Source organism: Massilia sp. DJPM01, from assembly GCF_030348125.1.
GTDB lineage: Bacteria > Pseudomonadota > Gammaproteobacteria > Burkholderiales > Burkholderiaceae_D > Telluria_A > Telluria_A frigida.
The window spans coordinates 1-19428 of the sequence record NZ_JAQOZV010000070.1 but is presented as its reverse complement, the minus strand read 5'-3'; the positions used below and the strand labels follow the sequence as shown (position 1 = coordinate 19428).

Below are 19428 nucleotides of genomic sequence, written 5' to 3'. Positions count from 1 at the left end.
CATGAGGCCCGCCGCATAGAACACAAGGAAAAACATCGTGGGTAAAATTACCGGCTTCATGGAATTCAAGCGTCAGGACGAGGGCTATCTCGAGCCTGCGGCGCGCGTCAAGAACTACAAGGAATTCGTGCTGCACCTGAGCGATCCGCAAGCCAAGGTGCAGGCGGCGCGCTGCATGGATTGCGGCATCCCTTTCTGCAATAGCGGCTGTCCTGTCAACAACATCATCCCGGACTGGAACGATCTCGTTTTTCACGGCAACTATCGCGCCGCGCTGGAAAACCTGCACTCGACCAATAATTTCCCCGAGTTCACCGGCCGCGTCTGTCCCGCGCCGTGCGAGTCGGCCTGTACCCTGGGCATCATTAACGATCCGGTCGGCATCAAGTCGATCGAGCACAAGATCATCGATACCGGCTGGGAACACGGCTGGGTGGTTCCGCAGCCGCCGGAAAAGCTGACTGGCAAGAAAGTGGCCATCATCGGTTCCGGCCCGGCCGGCCTGGCGGCGGCGCAGCAACTGGCGCGCGTCGGCCACGCCGTCACCGTGTTCGAGAAGAGCGACCGCATCGGCGGCCTGCTGCGCTACGGCATTCCCGACTTCAAGATGGAAAAGACCCACATCGACCTGCGCGTGAAGCAGATGGAAGCCGAAGGCGTGACATTCCGCACCAGCGTGCTGGTCGGCAAGGATTTCCCGGCCACGGTTAACAACTGGGCCAAGGAAACGATTTTCCCGGAAGACCTGGAAAAGGATTTCGACGCCGTCATCATGGCTGGCGGCGCCGAGCAGCCGCGCGACTTGCCGGTCCCGGGGCGCGAGCTCAAGGGCGTGCACTTCGCGATGGACTTCCTGCCGCTGCAAAACAAGGTCAACGCCGGCGACAAGCTCAAGGACCAGATCAAGGCCAGCGGCAAGAACGTGGTCGTGATCGGCGGCGGCGACACCGGGTCCGACTGTGTCGGCACCTCGAACCGCCACGGCGCGCTGTCGGTGGCCCAGTTCGAACTGATGCCGCAGCCGCCCGAGCAGGAAAACAAGCCGCTGGTCTGGCCGTACTGGCCGACCAAGCTGCGCACCTCGTCCTCGCACGAAGAAGGGTGCGAGCGCGACTGGGCGGTGGCCACCAAGCGCTTCGAAGGCAAGGGCGGCAAGGTCGACAAGCTGATCGCCTGCCGCGTCGAGTGGAAAGACGGCAAGATGATCGAAGTGCCGAATTCCGAATTCGAGATGAAAGCCGACCTGGTGCTGCTGGCCATGGGCTTTGTCTCGCCGGTGCAACAGGTGCTGGACGCCTTCGGCGTGGAAAAAGATGCCCGTGGCAATGCCAAGGCGACGACCGACGGCGATGGCTGCTATGCGACATCGGTGCCGAAAGTGTTCGTGGCCGGCGACATGCGGCGCGGCCAGTCGCTGGTGGTGTGGGCGATCCGCGAAGGCCGCCAGTGCGCGCGCGCCGTTGATGAATTCCTGATGGGCGAATCAGTATTGCCGCGCTAAATATCATTCGCATCGAGAGCACCGTCGTCCCTGCCATTGGCAGAAACGACTCCCCGCGCCAAGTGCCGCCTTGGCGCGGGGACGACGTGAAAAAGTGTCTCTTTTTACGCCTGTTTTACCGCCCTTATATGCATGAAGTAATGTAAAGTTACATAAACGCATTGTTGAGAGGCGGAAATAAATCCACCGCCACACCAATCCCCTCGCCATTCCTATCCCAACAAAATCAAGCACTTACGCACGGAAATATCTGACCCGCCGTTCAGTAGTGTTGTATTCTCACCTCGCGCAGGCATTGTGGATCGGGGGGCCGTCAGCAGAGATTGCCCTTTCTGCACTACAATACGGCATTCCCAAATATGAACAGCGCCGTGTCTAATCTTGTCGAAATCCGCGATCTACATTTTTCTTACGGTGACCGTTCGATCTTGTCGAACCTCCGGATGTACTTCCCACGCGGAAAGGTGGTCGCCGTCATGGGCGGCTCCGGCTGCGGCAAGACCACGGTGCTGCGCCTGATCGGCGGCCAGATCCGCCCGCAAAAAGGCACGGTCATGGTCGCCGGCGAAACCGTCCACCAACTCGATACCGACGGCCTGTACCGCCTGCGCCGCAAGATGGGCATGCTGTTCCAGTTCGGCGCGCTGTTCACCGACCTGACCGTGTTCGAAAACGTCGCCTTCCCGCTTCGCGAGCACACCGACCTGCCCGAGGAACTGATCCGCGACCTGGTGCTCATGAAGCTCAACGCGGTCGGCCTGCGCAATGCCGCCAAACTCAAGCCGGCCGAGATTTCCGGCGGCATGGCGCGCCGCGTGGCCGTTGCCCGCGCCGTCGCGCTCGACCCGGAACTGATCATGTACGACGAACCCTTCGCCGGCCTCGACCCGATCTCGATGGGCGTCACCGCCAACCTGATCCGCCGGCTCAACGATGCCCTCGGCTCCACCTCGATCCTGGTGTCGCACGATGTGCACGAATGCTTTGCGATCGCCGATTATGTCTACTTTATGTCCGCAGGGAAGATTGTCGCCCAAGGGACGCCGGCCGACATGCGCATCTCCGAAGACCCTTATGTCAAGCAATTCGTCAACGCCGCCCCGGATGGCCCGGTGCCCTTCCATTACCCGGGCAAGTCGCTGGCCGAGGACCTCGGTCTGGGAGAGCGCGCATGATCGCTAATATGCTCGCGTCGGTCGGCCGTTCCGTGCGCGAAAACATCGCCAGCGTCGGTTTCGCGACGCGCTCCTTCTTCACCCTGCTCGGCGTGACCCCCGGCGCACTGCGCCGTCCCGGCCTGATTTCCGAACAGATCCATTTCATCGGCAACTATTCGCTGGTGATCATCATCGTCTCCGGCTTGTTCGTCGGCATGGTGCTCGGCTTGCAGGGTTACATCACCCTCACCCCTTACGGCGCCGAACAGAAGCTCGGCCAGGTGGTCGCGCTGGCGCTGGTGCGCGAACTGGGGCCGGTCGTCACCGCCCTGCTGTTCGCCGGCCGCGCCGGTACCTCGCTGACCGCGCAAATCGGCTTGATGAAAGCCGGGGAGCAATTGTCTGCCATGGAAATGATGGCGATTAACCCGGTGCAGCGCGTGCTGGCGCCGCGTTTCTGGGCCGGCGTCATTGCGATGCCGATCCTCGGCACCATCTTCAGCGCCGTCGGCGTGGTCGGCGGCTATCTGGTCGGGGTCCAGCTGATCGGCGTCGATGAAGGCGCCTTCTGGTCGCAGATGCAAGCGAACGTGGATGTGCAGCACGATGTCGTCAACGGCATCATCAAGAGCTTCGTGTTCGGCATCGCCGTCACCTTTACCGCGTTGTTCCAGGGCTACCAAGCCCAGCCGACGCCGGAAGATGTGTCGCGCGCCACCACCCGTACCGTCGTGATCGCGTCGCTGACCGTCTGGGGTCTGGACTTCGTGATGACCGCGATGATGTTTAACTAAATAGATGAATCTGGCGCAACGCAGCCGCATAACAAGAGTTAGGAAATCACATGCAACGTAAATCCATCGACGTCTGGGTCGGCCTGTTTGTTCTGCTGGGTCTGGCAGCGCTGCTGTTCCTGGCCCTCAAGGCCGGTAATATGAGCACCTTGTCGTTCGGCAAGACCTACCTGGTGACGGGCAAGTTCGACAATATCGGCGGCCTCAAGCCGCAGGCCCCGGTGAAAAGCGCCGGCGTGGTGGTGGGGCGCGTGGGCGATATCAAGTTTGATGACAAAACCTATCAGGCGCTGGTAACCTTGGAGCTTGAGACGGGCTACAACTTTCCAAAAGATAGCTCTTTGAAAATCCTGACGGCCGGCCTGCTCGGTGAACAATACATCGGTATTCAAGCAGGTAGCGACGATGCCAACAAGCTGGTCAATGGTGACCGGATTAACAGTACCCAATCTGCCACCGTGCTGGAAGACCTGATTAATCAGTTCATCTACAGCAAGGCGGCCGACGGAAAGGAATAGAGCAATGACTTTACCGAAGCCGAACCGCGCCCTGCACTGGCGCGTCAGCGCTGCCGCCCTGGTGGCCATTGCCACCCTGAGCGGTTGCGCCACCAATCACCCGCGCGATCCGCTCGAACCGTTCAACCGCACGGTGTTCAAGTTCAACGATGCAATCGACCAGGCCGCGCTGAAACCGGTCGCCTCCGCCTACAAGAAGGTCATGCCATCGTTCGTGCAGACCGGCGTGAACAATTTCTTCGGCAACTTGTCCGATGTCTGGACTGGCGCTAACAACTTGATGCAAGGCAAGGGCGAGCAAGGCATGTCCGACTGGACCCGCGTTGCCCTCAACTCGACCTTCGGCATCGGCGGCCTGTTCGACATCGCTTCCGAAGCGGGCTTGAAAAAACACAATGAAGATTTTGGCCAGACCCTCGGCTACTGGGGCGTGCCAAGCGGCCCGTACCTGATGCTGCCGCTGCTGGGACCGTCCACGGTGCGCGACACCAGCGGCTTGCCGGTGGATATGGCCGCCAACGGCTGGTCCTACGTCGATCCGACCTCGACCCGCACCATCGGCACCGCCTTGCGCGTGATCGATGGCCGCGCCAGCATCCTGGACGCCTCGAACTTGATGGAAGAAGCCGCACTCGACCGTTACGAATTCATCCGCGACGGTTTCCTGCAGCGCCGCCAGGGCCAGGTGTTCGATGGCGAAAGCTCGCGCAAGGCCCTGAAAGAGGCCAATGCCGAGCCTAGCGCGAAGAGCATCAGCGCCGCCTACGCGGACGATGCGTCGGATACCGCGCCAGCTACCGCGTCGGCTAGCGCGTCGCCTAGCGCGCCAGCTGCCGCTGCCCCTGCCGCACCGGCTGTGTCATCCGAAACGCCCTCGAAGTAGTTAACCGCTAAACTGGACCGTCATCGCACGGTCCAGCCGGTCTGAACACAACCTTATCGAAAAGAGCTTATGAAACTGATTAAACAACTGATCGCCCTCGCAACCGTGGCCATCGCCACCACCGCTACCGCTACCGCTGCCGCCCAGTCTGAAGCGCCGGACGTGCTCGTCAAACGCATCAGCGCCGACGTGATCGACACCGCCAAGGCCGACAAGGATATCCAGGCCGGCAACCATAAAAAGGTCATGGACCTGGTCGAAAGCAAGATCTTGCCGCACGTCGACTTCCAGCGCATGACCCAGCTGGCCGCCGGCCGTGCCTGGCGCGATGCCACCCCGGAACAGCAAAAGCAGCTCTCGAACGAGTTCCGCACCCTGCTGATCTTCACGTACTCGGGCGCGCTGTCGCAGATCAAGAATGAAACCGTCGAGTTCAAGCCGCTGCGCGCAGCGCCGGAAGACAAGGAAGTCGAAGTGCGTTCGCAAGTCAACGTCGCGCGCGGCGAGCCAGTCACCCTGAACTACCGCCTGGCCCAGAGCCCGACCGGCTGGAAGATTTTCGACATCAACGTGCTCGGCGCGTGGCTGGTGGAAACCTACAAAGGTACCTTCGCATCGGAAATCAACAAGTCCGGCATCGATGGCCTGATCAAGACCCTGGCCGAGCGTAACAAGAAGCTGGCAAGCAAGCCGCTGGCCAAGCCAATCAAATAAGATGGTTCAAACCAACAAGCTCGAGAACATCGATACCCTGACCGTGCACAACGCCAAGGCGGCACTGGTCCAGGGTTTCGATGCGATCAAGGCAGGCCAGACCGTGTTCGATTTCGGCTCCGTCAAGGTCGCCGATTCGTCCGCGGTCGCGGTCCTGCTCGCCTGGCAGCGCGCCGCGCGCAGCGCCGGCGTGGTGCTGTCCTATGTCAATCTTCCGGACAGCCTGAAAAGCCTGGCCGCGCTGTACGGCGTCGATGCCTTCCTGGTGGACACTCCCGCCAAGCTGCACCACCATTGATCTTGCCTTCGGGGAGGCGGATCCGCCTCCCCACTCCCCCTGCCTGTAACTCCGGGCAACTCTGTTTCCTCCGATTTCCCCTATAATTGACGGCTCACCCCGCAATGTCCGTGCATGCTGTATAGACATTTGCTCACTCAAAAAAGACGCATGACAGCGATTCAGATTACCAACGTCGAGAAAAGCTACAAGGCCCTCAAAGCCTTGGGTGGCGTCTCCCTGACGATTGAAGAAGGCGAGTTCTTCGGCCTGCTCGGCCCGAACGGTGCCGGCAAGACCACCCTGATCTCCACCATCGCCGGCCTGATCCGCCCCGATGCGGGCACGGTCGCCATCCACGGCCACGATGTCATCACCGATTTCCGCGAAGCGCGCAAGAAGCTTGGCGTGGTGCCGCAGGAACTGGTGTTCGATCCCTTCTTCACGGTGCGCGAAACCTTGCGCCTGCAATCGGGCTACTTCGGCCTGAAAAACAACGACAAGTGGATCGATGAGGTCATGGGCAACCTGGACCTGACCAACAAGGCCGATGTGAACATGCGCGCGCTGTCGGGCGGCATGAAGCGGCGCGTGCTGGTGGCCCAGGCCCTGGTCCACAAGCCGCCCGTGATCGTGCTCGACGAGCCCACCGCCGGCGTCGACGTCGAACTGCGCCAGACGCTCTGGAAGTTCATCTCGCGTTTGAACAAGGAAGGCCACACGGTGGTCCTGACCACCCACTACCTGGAAGAAGCGCAAGCCATGTGCCAGCGCGTGGCCATGCTCAAGGGCGGCAAGGTGGTCGCGCTCGACACCATGTCGGCCCTGATCCGCCGCATCTCCGGTTCGCAGCTGATCGTGCACCTGGCCAGCGGGAGTCTGCCGGACGACCTGCGCCACCTGGTGTCGCACGACGAGCATGACAATGGTAATGGCAATGGCGGCGGCATGAAGTACAGCCTGCGCGTGAACGAATACGGCGAAGTCGAACAGATTCTGGCGCGCCTGCGCGAATCCGGCGCCGTCATCGACGAAATGCAGCTGCAGCAGGCCGACCTGGAAGACATCTTCCTGCAGATTATGGACAAGGGCGCACTATGAATATGTTCTCGGTGGGCTTCCAGACCCTGCTCTACAAGGAAATGCTGCGCTTCTGGAAGGTCGCCACGCAAACCGTGGCCGCGCCGGTCCTGACGGCCATGCTGTACCTGCTGATCTTCGGCCACGTGCTCGAAGGCCACGTCAACGTGCGCGGCGTGAACTACACCGCCTTCCTGATTCCCGGCCTGGTGATGATGAGCGTGTTGCAGAATTCCTTCGCCAACTCCTCGTCCTCGCTGATCCAGTCCAAGATCACCGGCAACCTGGTGTTCATCTTGCTGCCGCCGCTGTCGCACTGGGAGATCTTGTCGGCCTACGTGCTGGCCTCCGTGGTGCGCGGCCTGACCGTGGGCGCGGGCGTGTTCATCGCCACCGTGTGGTTCGCCAAGCTGTCGTTCGCGGCACCCCTGTGGATACTCGCATTCGCCTTGCTGGGCGCTGCGATTCTCGGCACCATGGGCGTCATTGCCGGCATCTGGGCCGAAAAATTCGACCAGCTGGCCGCCTTCCAGAACTTCCTGATCATGCCCGCCACGTTTTTATCCGGCGTGTTCTACTCGATTCACTCGCTGCCGCCATTCTGGCTCACCGTGTCGCACTTCAATCCGTTTTTCTACATGATCGACGGCTTCCGTCACGGCTTCTTCGGCCAGTCCGACGTGTCGCCGTGGACCAGTCTTGCGATCGTGTCGGCCTTTTTCGCGGTACTCGCGGGTATCGCCATCAACCTGCTCAAGCGCGGCTACAACCTGCGCCATTAATGCGTCATTCTTCAGAGGAATCATCGTGGCTACCACACCAGAACTCATCCACGGCTACATCAGCGCCGGTCTCGAATGCACCCACCTCGAAGTGGAGGGCGACGGCCAGCACTTCACCGCCGTCATCGTCTCGCCGGCGTTTGCCGGCAAGCGCCCGATCCAGCGCCACCAGATCGTCTATGCGGCGCTGGGCGACCGCATGCGCGAAGAAATCCACGCGCTGTCGATGAAAACGCTCACCCCTGAAGAATACCAAGGATAAAAGGATATATAAGCATGGACAAGCTCCAAGTGGTCGGAGGCAAGCGCCTCGAAGGGGAAATCGTCATTTCGGGCGCCAAGAACGCGGCCCTGCCGATCCTGTGCGCCGGTTTGCTCACCTCGGGCGACCTCGAACTGTCGAACGTGCCGCGCCTGCACGACGTCAAGACCATCCTCAAGCTGCTGGCCCAGACCGGCCTGGCGGTGTCGCAGGACGACGAAAAGCTTACCCTCAACGGCAGCGCCATCACCACGCTGGAAGCGCCTTATGAGCTGGTCAAGACCATGCGCGCCTCGATCCTGGTGCTCGGCCCCCTGCTGGCGCGCTTCGGCGAAGCCAAGGTCTCGCTGCCGGGCGGCTGCGCCATCGGTTCGCGTCCGGTCGACCAGCACATCAAGGGCTTGCAGGCGCTCGGCGCCGAGATCACCATCGAAGGCGGCTACATCTACGCCAAGTGCAAAAAGCTCAAGGGCGCGCGCATCCGCACCGACATGATCACCGTCACCGGCACCGAGAACCTGCTGATGGCGGCGACCCTGGCCGACGGCGAAACGATCCTGGAAAATGCCGCGCGCGAGCCGGAAGTGACCGATCTGGCCAACCTGCTGGTCGCCATGGGCGCGAAGATCGAGGGCATCGGCACCGATCGCCTGGTGATCCAGGGCGTGGCCGAACTGCACGGCGCCAAACACGCGGTGATCTCCGACCGCATCGAAGCGGCCACCTTCCTGTGCGCCGTTGCGGCCACCGGCGGCGACATCCTGCTCAAGAACACCCGCACCGACTACTTCGATGTGGCGCTCGACAAGCTGCGCGAGATTGGCCTGGTGATGACCATGGGTCCCGCTTCGATCCGCGCGCAGATGGGCGGCCGTCCCAAGCCGGTCTCGTTCCGCACCACCGAATATCCGGGCTTCCCGACCGACATGCAGGCCCAGTTCATGGCCGTCGATACGATCGCCTCGGGCAGCAGCCGCATCACCGAGACGATTTTCGAGAACCGCTTCATGCACGTGCAAGAGATGAACCGCCTGGGCGCCTCGATCCAGACCGAGGGCAACACCGCCCACGTCAAGGGCGTGGACCGGCTGGTGGGCGCGCCCGTGATGGCGACCGACCTGCGTGCCTCGGCTTCGCTGGTGATCGCCGCCATGGCCGCGCAAGGCACCACCATCATCGACCGTATCTATCACCTCGACCGCGGCTACGACCGCATGGAAGTGAAACTGTCGGCGGTGGGCGCCGATATCGTCCGCATCAAATAAAGAATACATCGATGAGTACATTCAGTAATCCGGCCAACTCCCTGATTTTGGCGCTGTCGAAAGGCCGCATCTTCGACGACACCATGCCGCTCCTGGCGGCGGCCGGCATCATCGTCACCGAAAATCCGGAGACCTCGCGCAAGCTGATCCTGGCGACCAACGATCCGCACGTGCGCGTCATCATCGTGCGCGCGTCCGACGTGCCGACCTACGTGCAGTACGGCGCCGCCGATTTCGGCGTGGCCGGCAAGGACGTCCTGCTGGAGCACGGCGGCGAAGGCCTGTACCAGCCGATCGACCTGAATATCGCCAAATGCCGCATGTCGGTCGCCGTCAACGCCGGCTTCGACTACGACAAGGCGGTGCGCCAGGGCGCGCGCCTGCGCGTGGCCACCAAGTTCGTCCAGACCGCGCGCGAGCACTTCGCCGCCAAGGGCGTGCACGTCGACCTGATCAAGCTGTACGGCTCGATGGAGCTGGCGCCCCTGGTCGGCCTGTCGGACGCGATTGTCGACGTGGTTTCCACCGGCAGCACGCTGCGCGCCAACAACCTGGTCGAAGTCGAAGAGATCATGGACATCTCCTCGCGCCTGGTGGTGAACCAGGCCGCGCTCAAGCTCAAGCGCGAGCGTTTGCAACCGATCCTCGAGGCCTTTGAACGCGCCTCGAAACTCAATAACCAAGCCAAGTCACCATGACCATCCAGATCCGCCACCTCGATTCGGCCCAGCCGGACTTCCAACAACGCCTCGCTACCCTGCTGGCCTTCGAAGCGTCCACCGATGAAGCGATTGAAAAATCGGTGGCGGCGATCCTGCATGACGTCAAACATCGTGGCGACGCCGCCGTCCTCGAATACACCAACAAGTTCGACCGCATTCCCGGCGGCGCCGCCAGCATGGCCGCCTTCGACGTGCCGCAAGCCGAACTGCAGGCCGCCTTGGATTCGCTCCCGGCAGCCCAGCGCGCGGCGCTGGAAACGGCGGCCGAACGGATTCGCGTGTTCCACGAGCGGCAAAAAGAAGAACTGCGCGGCTTCACCTACACCGAGCCGGATGGCACGGTGCTGGGCCAGAAAATCACCCCGCTCGACCGGGTCGGCATCTACGTCCCGGGCGGCAAGGCCGCGTATCCCTCGTCGGTGCTGATGAACGCGGTGCCGGCCAAGGTGGCTGGCGTGCTTGAGATCATCATGGTGGTGCCCACGCCCGACGGCGTGAAGAACCAGATGGTGCTGGCCGCCGCCGCGATTGCGGGCGTGACGCGCGTGATCACCATCGGCGGCGCCCAGGCAGTCGGCGCGCTGGCCTACGGCACCGCCAGCATCGCCCCGGTCGACAAGATCGTCGGTCCGGGCAACGCCTACGTGGCCGCGGCCAAGCGGCGCGTGTTCGGCACCGTCGGCATCGACATGATCGCCGGCCCGTCCGAAATCCTGGTGCTGTGCGACGGCAGCACCGACCCGGACTGGGTCGCGATGGACCTGTTTTCGCAGGCCGAGCACGACGAACTGGCGCAGGCGATCATGCTCTGTCCTGACGCCGACTACATCGCGCGCGTCGAAGCGAGCATCCACAAGCTGCTGCCGACCATGCCGCGCGCGGACACCATCCGCACCTCGATGACCGACCGCGGCGCGCTGGTCAAGGTGCGCGACATGCAGCAAGCGTGCGACATCGCCAACGCCATCGCCGCCGAGCACCTGGAGATTTCGGCCGAGGACCCGCAGCAGTGGGCCGACCGCATCCGCCACGCCGGCGCCATGTTCCTCGGGCGTTTTTCGTCCGAGTCGCTGGGCGACTACTGCTGCGGTCCGAACCACGTGCTGCCGACCTCGCGCACCGCGCGTTTTTCGTCGCCGCTGGGCGTGTACGACTTCCAGAAGCGTTCCTCCGTCATTTTCGTGAGCGAAGCGGGTGCGCAAACGCTGGGCAAGGTCGCGGCCGAACTGGCGTATGGCGAAGGCTTGCAGGCGCACGCCCGCAGCGCCGAACTCCGATTGCGACCTGCGGCATGAGCGACTGGCTCAATCAGGTATTTTGCGAGGATGCGCTGGCCGGACTGGCGCGCATCCCGGACGGTTCCATCGACCTGATTCTGACCGACCCGCCGTATAACCTCGGCAAGGACTACGGCAACGACTCCGACCAGCAAAGCGTGGCCGATTATCTGGCGTGGACCGAGCAATGGATTTCGAAGGCGCTGCCCAAGCTCAAACCCAACGGCAGCCTGTACATCTTTTTGACGTGGCGCTTTTCGCCCGAGATTTTCGTCATGCTCAAGCAGCGCATGACGATGATGAACGAGATTATCTGGGACCGCCGGGTGCCGTCGATGGGCGGCAGCGTGCGCAGTTTCAGTTCGGTGCACGACACGATCGGGTTCTTCGTCAACCGCAAGGATTACTACTTCGACCTGGACGCGGTGCGCATCCCGTATGACGCGGTCACCAAGAAGGCCCGCTCGCGCTCGATTTTCGTCGGCGCCAAGTGGCTGGAAGTGGGCTACAACCCCAAGGATTTGTGGAGCGTCTCGCGCCTGCACCGCGAACACCCGGAGCGCGCCGACCACCCCACCCAGAAGCCGCTCGAGATCATCGAGCGCATGGTCAAGGCATCGTGCCCGCCGGATGGCGTGGTGATGGATTTGTTCATGGGCAGCGGCACCACCGCCATGGCGGCCAAGCGCTGCGGGCGCAATTTTGTCGGCTTCGAGCTCAATGCCGCGTACTGCGAGATCATCGCAGCGCGACTGGCGTCGCCGCCGGAGCAGGAAATGGTCAAGAAGCGCAAGCCGGCCAAGAAGACTGTGCAGGCTGAAAATGTGTAACGTTGTTCCCACCACCGCCATCACCACCACCGCCAGCGACGCTAACTTAAGGAGCAAAGCAGCATGAGTTTCATCGACACGCTGATCGCCAACACGATCCGTCCCGAGATCCAGGCCGACCAGGCCTACGTCGTCCCCGACGCCGACGGCTACATCAAACTCGACGCGATGGAGAATCCTTACTCGCTGCCTGCCCACCTGCGCGAAGAACTGGGCCATCGCCTGGCCGCCGCGGTCCTGAACCGCTACCCGCTGCCCAGCAACGCCACGCTCAAGCACAAGATCTGCGCCCGCCTGGGCATCCCCGATGGCTACGACGTCATCCTCGGCAACGGCTCCGATGAACTGATCTCGATCATGGCCACCGCCGTTTCCGGCGGCGCGCGCCGTCCCGTGATCCTGGCGCCCACGCCCGGCTTCGTGATGTTTTCGCGCTCCGCCATGCTGGCCGGTGCCGAATTCGTCGGCGTGCCGCTGCGTGCCGACATGACGCTCGACAAGGCCAGCATGCTCGCCAACATCGCCGAGCACAAGCCGGCCCTGGTATTCCTGGCCTATCCGAACAACCCGACCGGCACCCTGTTCGACCCGGCCGAGATGGTCGAGATCATCCAGGCCGTGGGCGACACCGGCATTGTCGTCGTCGACGAAGCCTACGGCCCGTTCGCGCGCACCTCCTTCATGGAGCGCCTGCCCGAGTTCGAGAACATGGTCGTCATGCGTACCGTCTCGAAACTGGGCCTGGCCGGCATCCGCCTGGGCTACATGAGCGCCGCGCCCCAGCTGCTGGCGCAGTTCGAGAAAGTGCGTCCGCCCTACAACATCAATGTGCTCACCCAGACCGCCGCCGAATTCGCGCTCGATCACCTGGAGGTGCTGAACGACCAGGCGACCTTGCTCATCGCCGCGCGCGAACAGCTGGCGGCCGACCTGGCCGCGCTGCCCGGCGTGACGGTATTTCCGTCGGCCGCCAACTTCCTGCTGGTGCGCCTGCCCGATGTCGATGCGTCATGCGCACGCCTCCACGCCGACAAGGTGATGGTCAAAAATGTGAGTAAAATAAACGGATTGGGCGGATGCATCCGCGTGACCGTGAGCACACCTGAAGAAAATGCTGTTTTCCTGGATGCCATCAAGGCATCGCTGACTTCGCACTAACCGAGCCTCCCATGACCCGCACCGCAGACATAACGCGCAACACCAACGAGACGCAAATCCGCGTCGCGATCAACCTCGATGGCACCGGCCAGCAAAAGCTCAACACGGGCGTGCCTTTCCTCGACCACATGCTCGACCAGATCGCGCGCCACGGCCTGATCGACCTCGATATCGAATGCGTGGGCGACCTGCATATCGACGCCCACCACACGGTGGAAGACACCGGCATCACGCTCGGCATGGCGGTGGCCAAGGCGATCGGCGACAAGAAGGGCATCCGCCGCTATGGCCACGCCTATGTGCCGCTGGACGAAGCGCTGTCGCGCGTGGTGATCGATTTTTCCGGCCGTCCGGGCCTGGAAATGCACGTGCCGTGGAAGCGTTCGATGATCGGGAGCTTCGATGTCGACCTGGCGCATGAGTTTTTCCAGGGCTTCGTGAACCATGCGCTGGTATCGCTGCATATCGATAACCTGCGCGGCGAGAACGCCCACCACCAGTGCGAAACCGTGTTCAAGGCCTTTGGCCGCGCGTTGCGCATGGCTGCGGAACTCGATGCGCGTTCGGCTGGGACGATTCCTTCGACCAAGGGTAGTCTGTAACGTCATCCACTGTCGCGTCGCCCCGGCGCCAAGGCGCGGGGACGACGGTGCACCATCAAATTGAATTGCTATGAATAAAATTGTTGTGGTCGACTACGGCATGGGCAATCTGCGCTCGGTGGCGCAAGCCCTGCGCGCCGTCGCTCCCGAAGCCGAGGTACTTATTTCCGGCGACGTTGCCGCCATCGATAGCGCCGACCGGATCGTCCTGCCCGGCCAGGGCGCCATGCGCGACTGCATGGCCAGCCTGCGCCAGTCCGGCGTCGAGCAAGCCTTGCTGCGCGCCGCCAAAACCCGTCCCGTGATGGGCGTGTGCGTGGGCGAGCAGATGCTGTTCGACGCCAGCGAGGAAGCCGACACCCCCGGCCTGGGCCTGTTGCCCGGCAAAGTGGTGCGCTTCCAGCTCGATGGCCGCCTGCAGCCGGACGGCTCGCGCTTCAAGGTGCCGCAGATGGGTTGGAACCGCGTGAAACAAGTGCGCCAGCATCCGCTGTGGCAGGGTATCCTCGACGATAGCTACTTCTATTTCGTGCACAGCTACTATGTCCAGCCCGACGACGCCAGCCTCACCGCCGGCGAAACCGATTACGGCGCGCCGTTCTGTTGCGCCGTCGCACGCGATAATATTTTCGCGACCCAGTTCCACCCGGAGAAAAGCGCCGGCGCGGGGCTGCAGCTGTACAAGAACTTCGTTCACTGGAATCCTTGATTCACCACCCACCCAACCAAGCGATAAGCGATAACCGATCATGCTGCTCATTCCTGCCATCGACCTGAAAGACGGTCACTGCGTTCGCCTCAAACAGGGCGATATGGAACTTGCCACCGTCTTCTCCGAAGACCCCGCCGAAATGGCGCTGCACTGGCTCAAGCAGGGCGCGCGCCGCCTGCACCTGGTGGACTTGAACGGCGCCTTTGCCGGCAAGCCGAAAAACGAAGCCGCCGTCAAATCCATCCTGCAGGTGGTGCAGGAATTCGCCGTCGATAACGATATCGACGAGATCCCCGTCCAGCTGGGCGGCGGCATCCGCGACCTGGACACCATCGAGCGCTATCTCGACGACGGCATCACCTACATCATCGTCGGCACCGCCGCCGTAAAAAATCCCGGCTTCCTGCACGATGCCTGCGGCGCCTTCCCCGGCCACATCATCGTCGGCCTGGACGCCAAGGATGGCAAGGTCGCCACCGATGGCTGGAGCAAGATGTCCGGCCACGAAGTGATCGACCTGGCTACCAAGTTCGAAGCCTACGGCGTCGAATCGATCATCTACACCGACATCGGCCGCGACGGCATGATGGGCGGTATCAACATCGAAGCGACCGTCAAGCTGGCCCAGGCCGTGCGCATCCCGATCATCGCTTCCGGCGGCCTGCACAACCTGGGCGACGTCGAAGCCCTGTGCGCGGTGCAGGACGAAGGCATCGAGGGCGTGATCTGCGGCCGTTCGATCTACGAGGGCACGATCAACCTGGCCGAAGCCCAGATGCGCGCCGACGAACTCACCGAAGGCGACCTGGCGTAAGCCGGAAGAACACACCATGCTTGCAAAACGCATCATTCCCTGCCTCGACGTGACCGATGGCCGCGTCGTCAAGGGCGTCAATTTCACCGAGCTGCGCGACGCCGGCGACCCGGTCGAAATCGCGCGCCGCTACGATGAGCAGGGCGCCGACGAAATCACCTTCCTCGACATCACGGCGTCCTCCGACGAGCGCGACCTGATCCTGCACATCATCGAAGCGGTGGCTTCCACCGTGTTCATCCCGCTCACCGTCGGTGGCGGCGTGCGCAAGGTCGACGACGTGCGGCGCCTGCTCAACGCCGGGGCCGACAAGGTCAGCATGAACACCTCGGCCGTGACCAATCCCGAGCTGGTGTTCGAGGCCTCGCAAAAGCACGGTTCGCAGTGCATCGTGGTGGCCATCGACGCCAAGCAGACCGCGCCCGGCAAGTGGGAAGTGTTCACCCACGGCGGCCGCCGCGCCACCGGTCTCGATGCGGTCGCGTGGGCGATCAACATGGAGCGCCTGGGCGCCGGCGAAATTCTCCTCACCAGCATGGACCGCGACGGCACCAAGGTCGGTTTCGACCTGGGACTGACGGCCGCCGTGTCGAACGCGATCGGCATTCCCGTGATCGCATCCGGCGGCGTGGGCGGCTTGCAGGACCTGGCCGACGGCATCAAGATCGGCAAGGCCGATGCGGTCCTGGCAGCCAGTATTTTTCACTATGGGCAGCACACGGTCGGTGAAGCCAAGCGCTTCATGGCCGCGCGGGGCATTCCCATGCGTTTGGAGTAGACCGACATGATCATGCCTGCCGTAACGAGTAGTGCGGCCAATTTCAGCTGGCTGAAAAAGGTCAAGTGGGACGAAAACGGCCTGGTGCCGGTGATCGCCCAGGAAGTCGGCTCGAACGATGTGCTGATGTTCGCCTGGATGAACCGCGACGCGCTGGCGCGCACGGTGGAACTGGGCGAGGCGGTGTACTGGAGCCGTTCGCGCAAGAAGCTGTGGCACAAGGGCGAAGAGTCGGGCCACATCCAGACGGTGCGCGAAATCCGCCTCGACTGCGACGAAGACGTGATCCTGCTGAAAATCGAGCAGGCCGGTTCGATCGCCTGCCATACGGGGCGCCATTCCTGCTTCTTCCAGAAGTTCGACGGCGACGCCAAGAGCGGTGACTGGCAGGTCGCCGATCCGGTGTTGCAGGATCCGGAAACGATCTACACCAATCCCAAGAAGAACACACCATGAGCCAGACCCTCGCCCGCGTGGCGCAAACGATCGAATCGCGCAAGCTGGAAAACGGCGGCGATCCGGCCACTTCCTATGTCTCGCGCCTGTTTTCCAAGGGCGACGATGCGATCCTCAAGAAAATCGGCGAAGAAGCCACCGAGCTGGTGATGGCCGCGAAAGATGCGCGTGTCGATGGCGACGCGTCCAAGGTGCTGTACGAATGCGCCGATCTGTGGTTCCATTCGCTGGTGCTGCTGGCCCAGTTCGATCTGGCCCCGCAGCAGGTGCTCGATGAACTGGCGCGCCGCGAAGGCTTGTCCGGCCTGGCCGAAAAAGCCGCCCGCCCCAGCTGAAGCGCGACCAGCGCCCACCCCCAACGCCCACGGAAACCCGCCATGACCGACTGCCTTTTTTGCAAAATCGCCACCAAGCAAATTCCTTCCAGCATAGTCTACGAAGATGAAGAGTTGCTGGCATTCAAGGATATCCACCCGGCCGCGCCGGTGCACCTGCTGGTCATTCCCAAGCTGCACGTCGCGACCTTGTCCGAATGCAACGAAACCCATGTCGCGCTGCTCGGCAAGATGCTGGCGCTGGCGCCCAAGCTGGCCAAAGAGCATGGCTGTGAAGTGAGCTATGACGCCGACGGCAAGCCGGGCGGCGGCTACAAGACCCTCATCAATAGCGGTCCGGACGGCGGCCAGGAGGTCTATCACCTGCACCTGCATATGTACGGCGGTCCGCGCCCGTGGCCCGGCCAGCGCTGAGAATCAGGCAGGAACCCCCGGCATCGCGTAGAATACCGGCGTAAGCTTTCACGAATTCGGGCGCGCGCGCCTCGCGAGGAGAAAATGATGGGTGGACTGAGTGTTTGGCATTGGCTGATCGTGTTGCTTGTCGTTGTGCTGGTGTTCGGCACCAAGAAACTCGGCAATATGGGTGGTGATATCGGCAAGGCCGTCAAGGGCTTCAAGGATGGCGTGCGCGGCGAGGACGACAAGCCGTCCGCGCCGGGCCAGGTCGTGGACAAGACCACCATCGACGCCGAAGCGAAAGAGAAAACGAAGTCCTGACCGGCGTGCGTGCCCGCGCACGCCCGCTGACAGACACTTCCAGACGCCATGATCGATCTTGGATTATCTAAACTCGCCATCATTGGCGTGGTTGCACTTGTTGTCATCGGCCCTGAAAAGCTGCCCAAGGTGGCACGCATGGCGGGGACCCTGTACGGCCGCGCCCAGCGCTACCTGCACGACGTCAAGTCCGAGGTGAGCCGCGAGATCGAGCTCGACGAACTGCGCAACCTGCAAAAGGAAGTGCAGGAAACGGCCCAGTCGATCAAGGATAGCGTCGAAAACACCATCGCCCAGAACATCGACGATGTCGATGCCGCCTGGCGCGACCTGCCCTCGTCGACGGCGCCGAGCGCGACCATGAGCGACCTGGAACGCAAGGCGCGCGATTTCCGCCGCAAGAAGCTGGTGCGCAACTCGGCCGTGCCGGGCTGGTACAAGCAGCGCCACGGCGGCAAGGCCCACATCATGTCGGGTGCCGCGCGCGTGAAAAAATTCCGCCCGCGTTCCTCCAACACCTCTTCGTTCTTTTAAATGACAGACAAAGCTGCGGGCGAAGAGACCTTTATCTCTCATCTGGTCGAATTGCGCGACCGCCTGGTGAAGGCCACCATCGGGGTTGCCATCGTCTGCATCGCGCTGATGATCTGGCCCGGGCCGGCCCATATCTACGACATCATCGCCGAGCCGATGATCGCCTCGCTGCCGGTCGGCTCGAAGATGATCGCCACCGGCGTCATTTCACCCTTCCTGGTGCCGATGAAGGTGACCCTGGTGCTGTCGCTGATCCTGGCGCTGCCGTGGGTGTTCTACCAGGTCTGGGCCTTCGTCGCGCCCGGCCTGTACCAGCACGAAAAACGCCTGGTGCTGCCGCTGGTGGTGTCGTCTTCGTTCCTGTTCATGGGCGGGGTGGCGTTCTGCTACTTCTTCGTGTTCGGGCGCGTGTTCAAGTTCATTTCCGACTTTTCTCCCACCTCGATCGCGGTCACGCCCGATATCGAGAACTATCTCGATTTCGTCATGTCCATGTGCCTGGCCTTCGGCGCGACCTTCGAGGTGCCGGTGGTGGTGGTGATTTTGGTGCGCATGGGGATCGTCAGCGTGGCCAAGCTCAAGGAAATCCGCCCGTACGCCATCGTCGGCGCCTTCGTGATCGCGGCCATCGTCACGCCGCCGGATGTGGTCAGCCAGCTGGCCCTGGCCATACCGATGTGGCTGCTGTTCGAGCTGGGCCTGCTGGTGGCGCCGGCCTTCGTGCGCGCCACCCAGCCACCGCAAGAGCCGGTGTAACAGTCACCGGCCGCCACGGCGGGGCGCCAAGGCGGCGCGCCAAGGCGGGGCTAGCGCGTCAGGTACAGCACCGTCGCCTCGCTGCCGTCATCGCTGCCCACCTGGGTCGCCGTCATATTCGGTATCGCCGACCCCACATTGGCCAGCACGGCCCCCATCGAACTTTCCAGCAGCTCGGCACTCGTCGGATTGATTTCGACGCGGCAGGTCTTGCTGCGGCATTCGAGCCGCCGCACCTGCGATTCGAGCCCGGCATTGGCACGCGCCAGCGCCGCGCGCACGGCCGAGGTCGCATACATGCTCCACGCCGGATCGACCTGCTCGGCACGGAACATGGTTTCGGACGGCGCCACCGCCGGCGTCTCGGGCGCTTGCGGCGCCGCCAACGCAGGGGGCGCGCTGGCGCCGGGTGCGCGCGTGAGCATCATGCGCAACTCGGCCACTTCGCGCCGCAGGCCGGCCACTTCCTGGCGCAGCTGGCTGAATTCGTTCGGTGGCGGC

At 62.8% G+C, this 19428-nt stretch carries 25 protein-coding genes and 1 pseudogene; 25 read left to right on the top strand and 1 reads right to left on the bottom strand.

All coding sequences use genetic code 11. From position 1 onward, the window contains the following. Positions 1 to 37 precede the first annotated feature (37 nt). The 25 genes from PO883_RS29890 to tatC all read left to right on the top strand — a co-directional run bounded on the left by PO883_RS29890 (position 38) and on the right by tatC (position 18927). The gene (locus PO883_RS29890; protein ID WP_289313005.1) at positions 38 to 1501 is read left to right on the top strand and encodes a glutamate synthase subunit beta; all 1464 of its coding nucleotides are present in this window, start codon (positions 38 to 40) and stop codon (positions 1499 to 1501) included. 371 nt (positions 1502 to 1872) lie between these two features. Beyond that, on the top strand, positions 1873 to 2676 hold the full coding sequence (locus PO883_RS29885; protein WP_289313004.1) for an ABC transporter ATP-binding protein: 804 nt from the start codon (positions 1873 to 1875) through the stop codon (positions 2674 to 2676). After that, positions 2673 to 3452 (top strand): lipid asymmetry maintenance ABC transporter permease subunit MlaE, encoded by a 780-nt coding sequence (gene mlaE / locus PO883_RS29880; protein ID WP_167086026.1) that lies wholly within the window; start codon positions 2673 to 2675, stop codon positions 3450 to 3452. The genes PO883_RS29885 and mlaE overlap by 4 nt, the downstream gene beginning before the upstream one ends. Positions 3453 to 3502: 50 nt before the next feature. Continuing rightward, entirely contained in the window at positions 3503 to 3970 is a 468-nt protein-coding gene (gene mlaD, locus PO883_RS29875; protein WP_099872988.1) for an outer membrane lipid asymmetry maintenance protein MlaD, read from the top strand. A gap of 4 nt (positions 3971 to 3974) precedes the next feature. After that, on the top strand, positions 3975 to 4853 hold the full coding sequence (locus PO883_RS29870) for a VacJ family lipoprotein (protein ID WP_289313003.1): 879 nt from the start codon (positions 3975 to 3977) through the stop codon (positions 4851 to 4853). Between the two features lie 69 nt (positions 4854 to 4922). Then, positions 4923 to 5567, top strand: a complete 645-nt coding sequence (locus PO883_RS29865; protein ID WP_289313002.1) for a phospholipid-binding protein MlaC — start codon at positions 4923 to 4925, stop codon at positions 5565 to 5567. A 1-nt stretch (position 5568) separates the two neighbouring features. Next, positions 5569 to 5865 (top strand): lipid asymmetry maintenance protein MlaB, encoded by a 297-nt coding sequence (locus tag PO883_RS29860; RefSeq protein ID WP_289313001.1) that lies wholly within the window; start codon positions 5569 to 5571, stop codon positions 5863 to 5865. A 150-nt stretch (positions 5866 to 6015) separates the two neighbouring features. Continuing rightward, complete coding sequence (locus PO883_RS29855; RefSeq protein WP_167086030.1) at positions 6016 to 6945, top strand: ABC transporter ATP-binding protein; 930 nt, start codon at positions 6016 to 6018, stop codon at positions 6943 to 6945. Next, positions 6942 to 7706, top strand: a complete 765-nt coding sequence (locus PO883_RS29850) for an ABC transporter permease (protein ID WP_167086031.1) — start codon at positions 6942 to 6944, stop codon at positions 7704 to 7706. The genes PO883_RS29855 and PO883_RS29850 overlap by 4 nt, the downstream gene beginning before the upstream one ends. Before the next feature lie 25 nt (positions 7707 to 7731). After that, positions 7732 to 7968 carry a BolA family protein gene (locus PO883_RS29845; RefSeq protein ID WP_073222979.1) on the top strand — a complete coding sequence of 79 codons (237 nt, stop codon included), beginning with the start codon at positions 7732 to 7734 and terminating at the stop codon, positions 7966 to 7968. Positions 7969 to 7982: 14 nt separating this feature from the next. Further along, positions 7983 to 9233, top strand: a complete 1251-nt coding sequence (murA, locus tag PO883_RS29840; RefSeq protein ID WP_289313000.1) for a UDP-N-acetylglucosamine 1-carboxyvinyltransferase — start codon at positions 7983 to 7985, stop codon at positions 9231 to 9233. 11 nt (positions 9234 to 9244) lie between these two features. Then, complete coding sequence (gene hisG / locus PO883_RS29835; protein WP_289312999.1) at positions 9245 to 9931, top strand: ATP phosphoribosyltransferase; 687 nt, start codon at positions 9245 to 9247, stop codon at positions 9929 to 9931. Then, entirely contained in the window at positions 9928 to 11250 is a 1323-nt protein-coding gene (gene hisD / locus PO883_RS29830) for a histidinol dehydrogenase (RefSeq protein ID WP_289312998.1), read from the top strand. Before hisG ends, hisD begins: the two co-directional genes overlap by 4 nt. After that, positions 11247 to 12062: a site-specific DNA-methyltransferase gene (locus PO883_RS29825; RefSeq protein ID WP_289312997.1), complete on the top strand. Its 816-nt coding sequence runs from the start codon at positions 11247 to 11249 to the stop codon at positions 12060 to 12062. The genes hisD and PO883_RS29825 overlap by 4 nt, the downstream gene beginning before the upstream one ends. Positions 12063 to 12125: 63 nt before the next feature. Further along, on the top strand, positions 12126 to 13220 hold the full coding sequence (gene hisC, locus PO883_RS29820; protein ID WP_289312996.1) for a histidinol-phosphate transaminase: 1095 nt from the start codon (positions 12126 to 12128) through the stop codon (positions 13218 to 13220). 11 nt (positions 13221 to 13231) lie between these two features. Continuing rightward, positions 13232 to 13822: an imidazoleglycerol-phosphate dehydratase HisB gene (hisB, locus tag PO883_RS29815; RefSeq protein ID WP_167086038.1), complete on the top strand. Its 591-nt coding sequence runs from the start codon at positions 13232 to 13234 to the stop codon at positions 13820 to 13822. A gap of 70 nt (positions 13823 to 13892) precedes the next feature. Beyond that, complete coding sequence (hisH, locus tag PO883_RS29810) at positions 13893 to 14531, top strand: imidazole glycerol phosphate synthase subunit HisH (RefSeq protein ID WP_289312995.1); 639 nt, start codon at positions 13893 to 13895, stop codon at positions 14529 to 14531. Between the two features lie 40 nt (positions 14532 to 14571). Then, complete coding sequence (gene hisA / locus PO883_RS29805; RefSeq protein WP_289312994.1) at positions 14572 to 15348, top strand: 1-(5-phosphoribosyl)-5-[(5-phosphoribosylamino)methylideneamino]imidazole-4-carboxamide isomerase; 777 nt, start codon at positions 14572 to 14574, stop codon at positions 15346 to 15348. Positions 15349 to 15364: 16 nt separating this feature from the next. Continuing rightward, entirely contained in the window at positions 15365 to 16126 is a 762-nt protein-coding gene (gene hisF / locus PO883_RS29800; RefSeq protein ID WP_289312993.1) for an imidazole glycerol phosphate synthase subunit HisF, read from the top strand. A gap of 12 nt (positions 16127 to 16138) precedes the next feature. Next, positions 16139 to 16582, top strand: coding sequence for a phosphoribosyl-AMP cyclohydrolase (gene hisI / locus PO883_RS29795; protein WP_289313011.1), 444 nt, complete (start codon positions 16139 to 16141; stop codon positions 16580 to 16582). After that, the gene (locus PO883_RS29790; protein WP_167086042.1) at positions 16579 to 16917 is read left to right on the top strand and encodes a phosphoribosyl-ATP diphosphatase; all 339 of its coding nucleotides are present in this window, start codon (positions 16579 to 16581) and stop codon (positions 16915 to 16917) included. Before hisI ends, PO883_RS29790 begins: the two co-directional genes overlap by 4 nt. Before the next feature lie 42 nt (positions 16918 to 16959). Next, positions 16960 to 17331, top strand: coding sequence for a histidine triad nucleotide-binding protein (locus PO883_RS29785; RefSeq protein ID WP_289312992.1), 372 nt, complete (start codon positions 16960 to 16962; stop codon positions 17329 to 17331). Between the two features lie 87 nt (positions 17332 to 17418). Continuing rightward, positions 17419 to 17637, top strand: coding sequence for a Sec-independent protein translocase subunit TatA (tatA, locus tag PO883_RS29780; RefSeq protein WP_289313010.1), 219 nt, complete (start codon positions 17419 to 17421; stop codon positions 17635 to 17637). 48 nt (positions 17638 to 17685) lie between these two features. Then, complete coding sequence (gene tatB / locus PO883_RS29775) at positions 17686 to 18171, top strand: Sec-independent protein translocase protein TatB (RefSeq protein ID WP_167086045.1); 486 nt, start codon at positions 17686 to 17688, stop codon at positions 18169 to 18171. Further along, positions 18172 to 18927 (top strand): twin-arginine translocase subunit TatC, encoded by a 756-nt coding sequence (gene tatC / locus PO883_RS29770; RefSeq protein WP_289312991.1) that lies wholly within the window; start codon positions 18172 to 18174, stop codon positions 18925 to 18927. A 50-nt stretch (positions 18928 to 18977) separates the two neighbouring features. On the opposite strand, the pseudogene PO883_RS29765 reads toward tatC, so the two are convergent. Next, positions 18978 to 19428: pseudogene (locus PO883_RS29765) on the bottom strand (hypothetical protein); the annotation flags it as partial.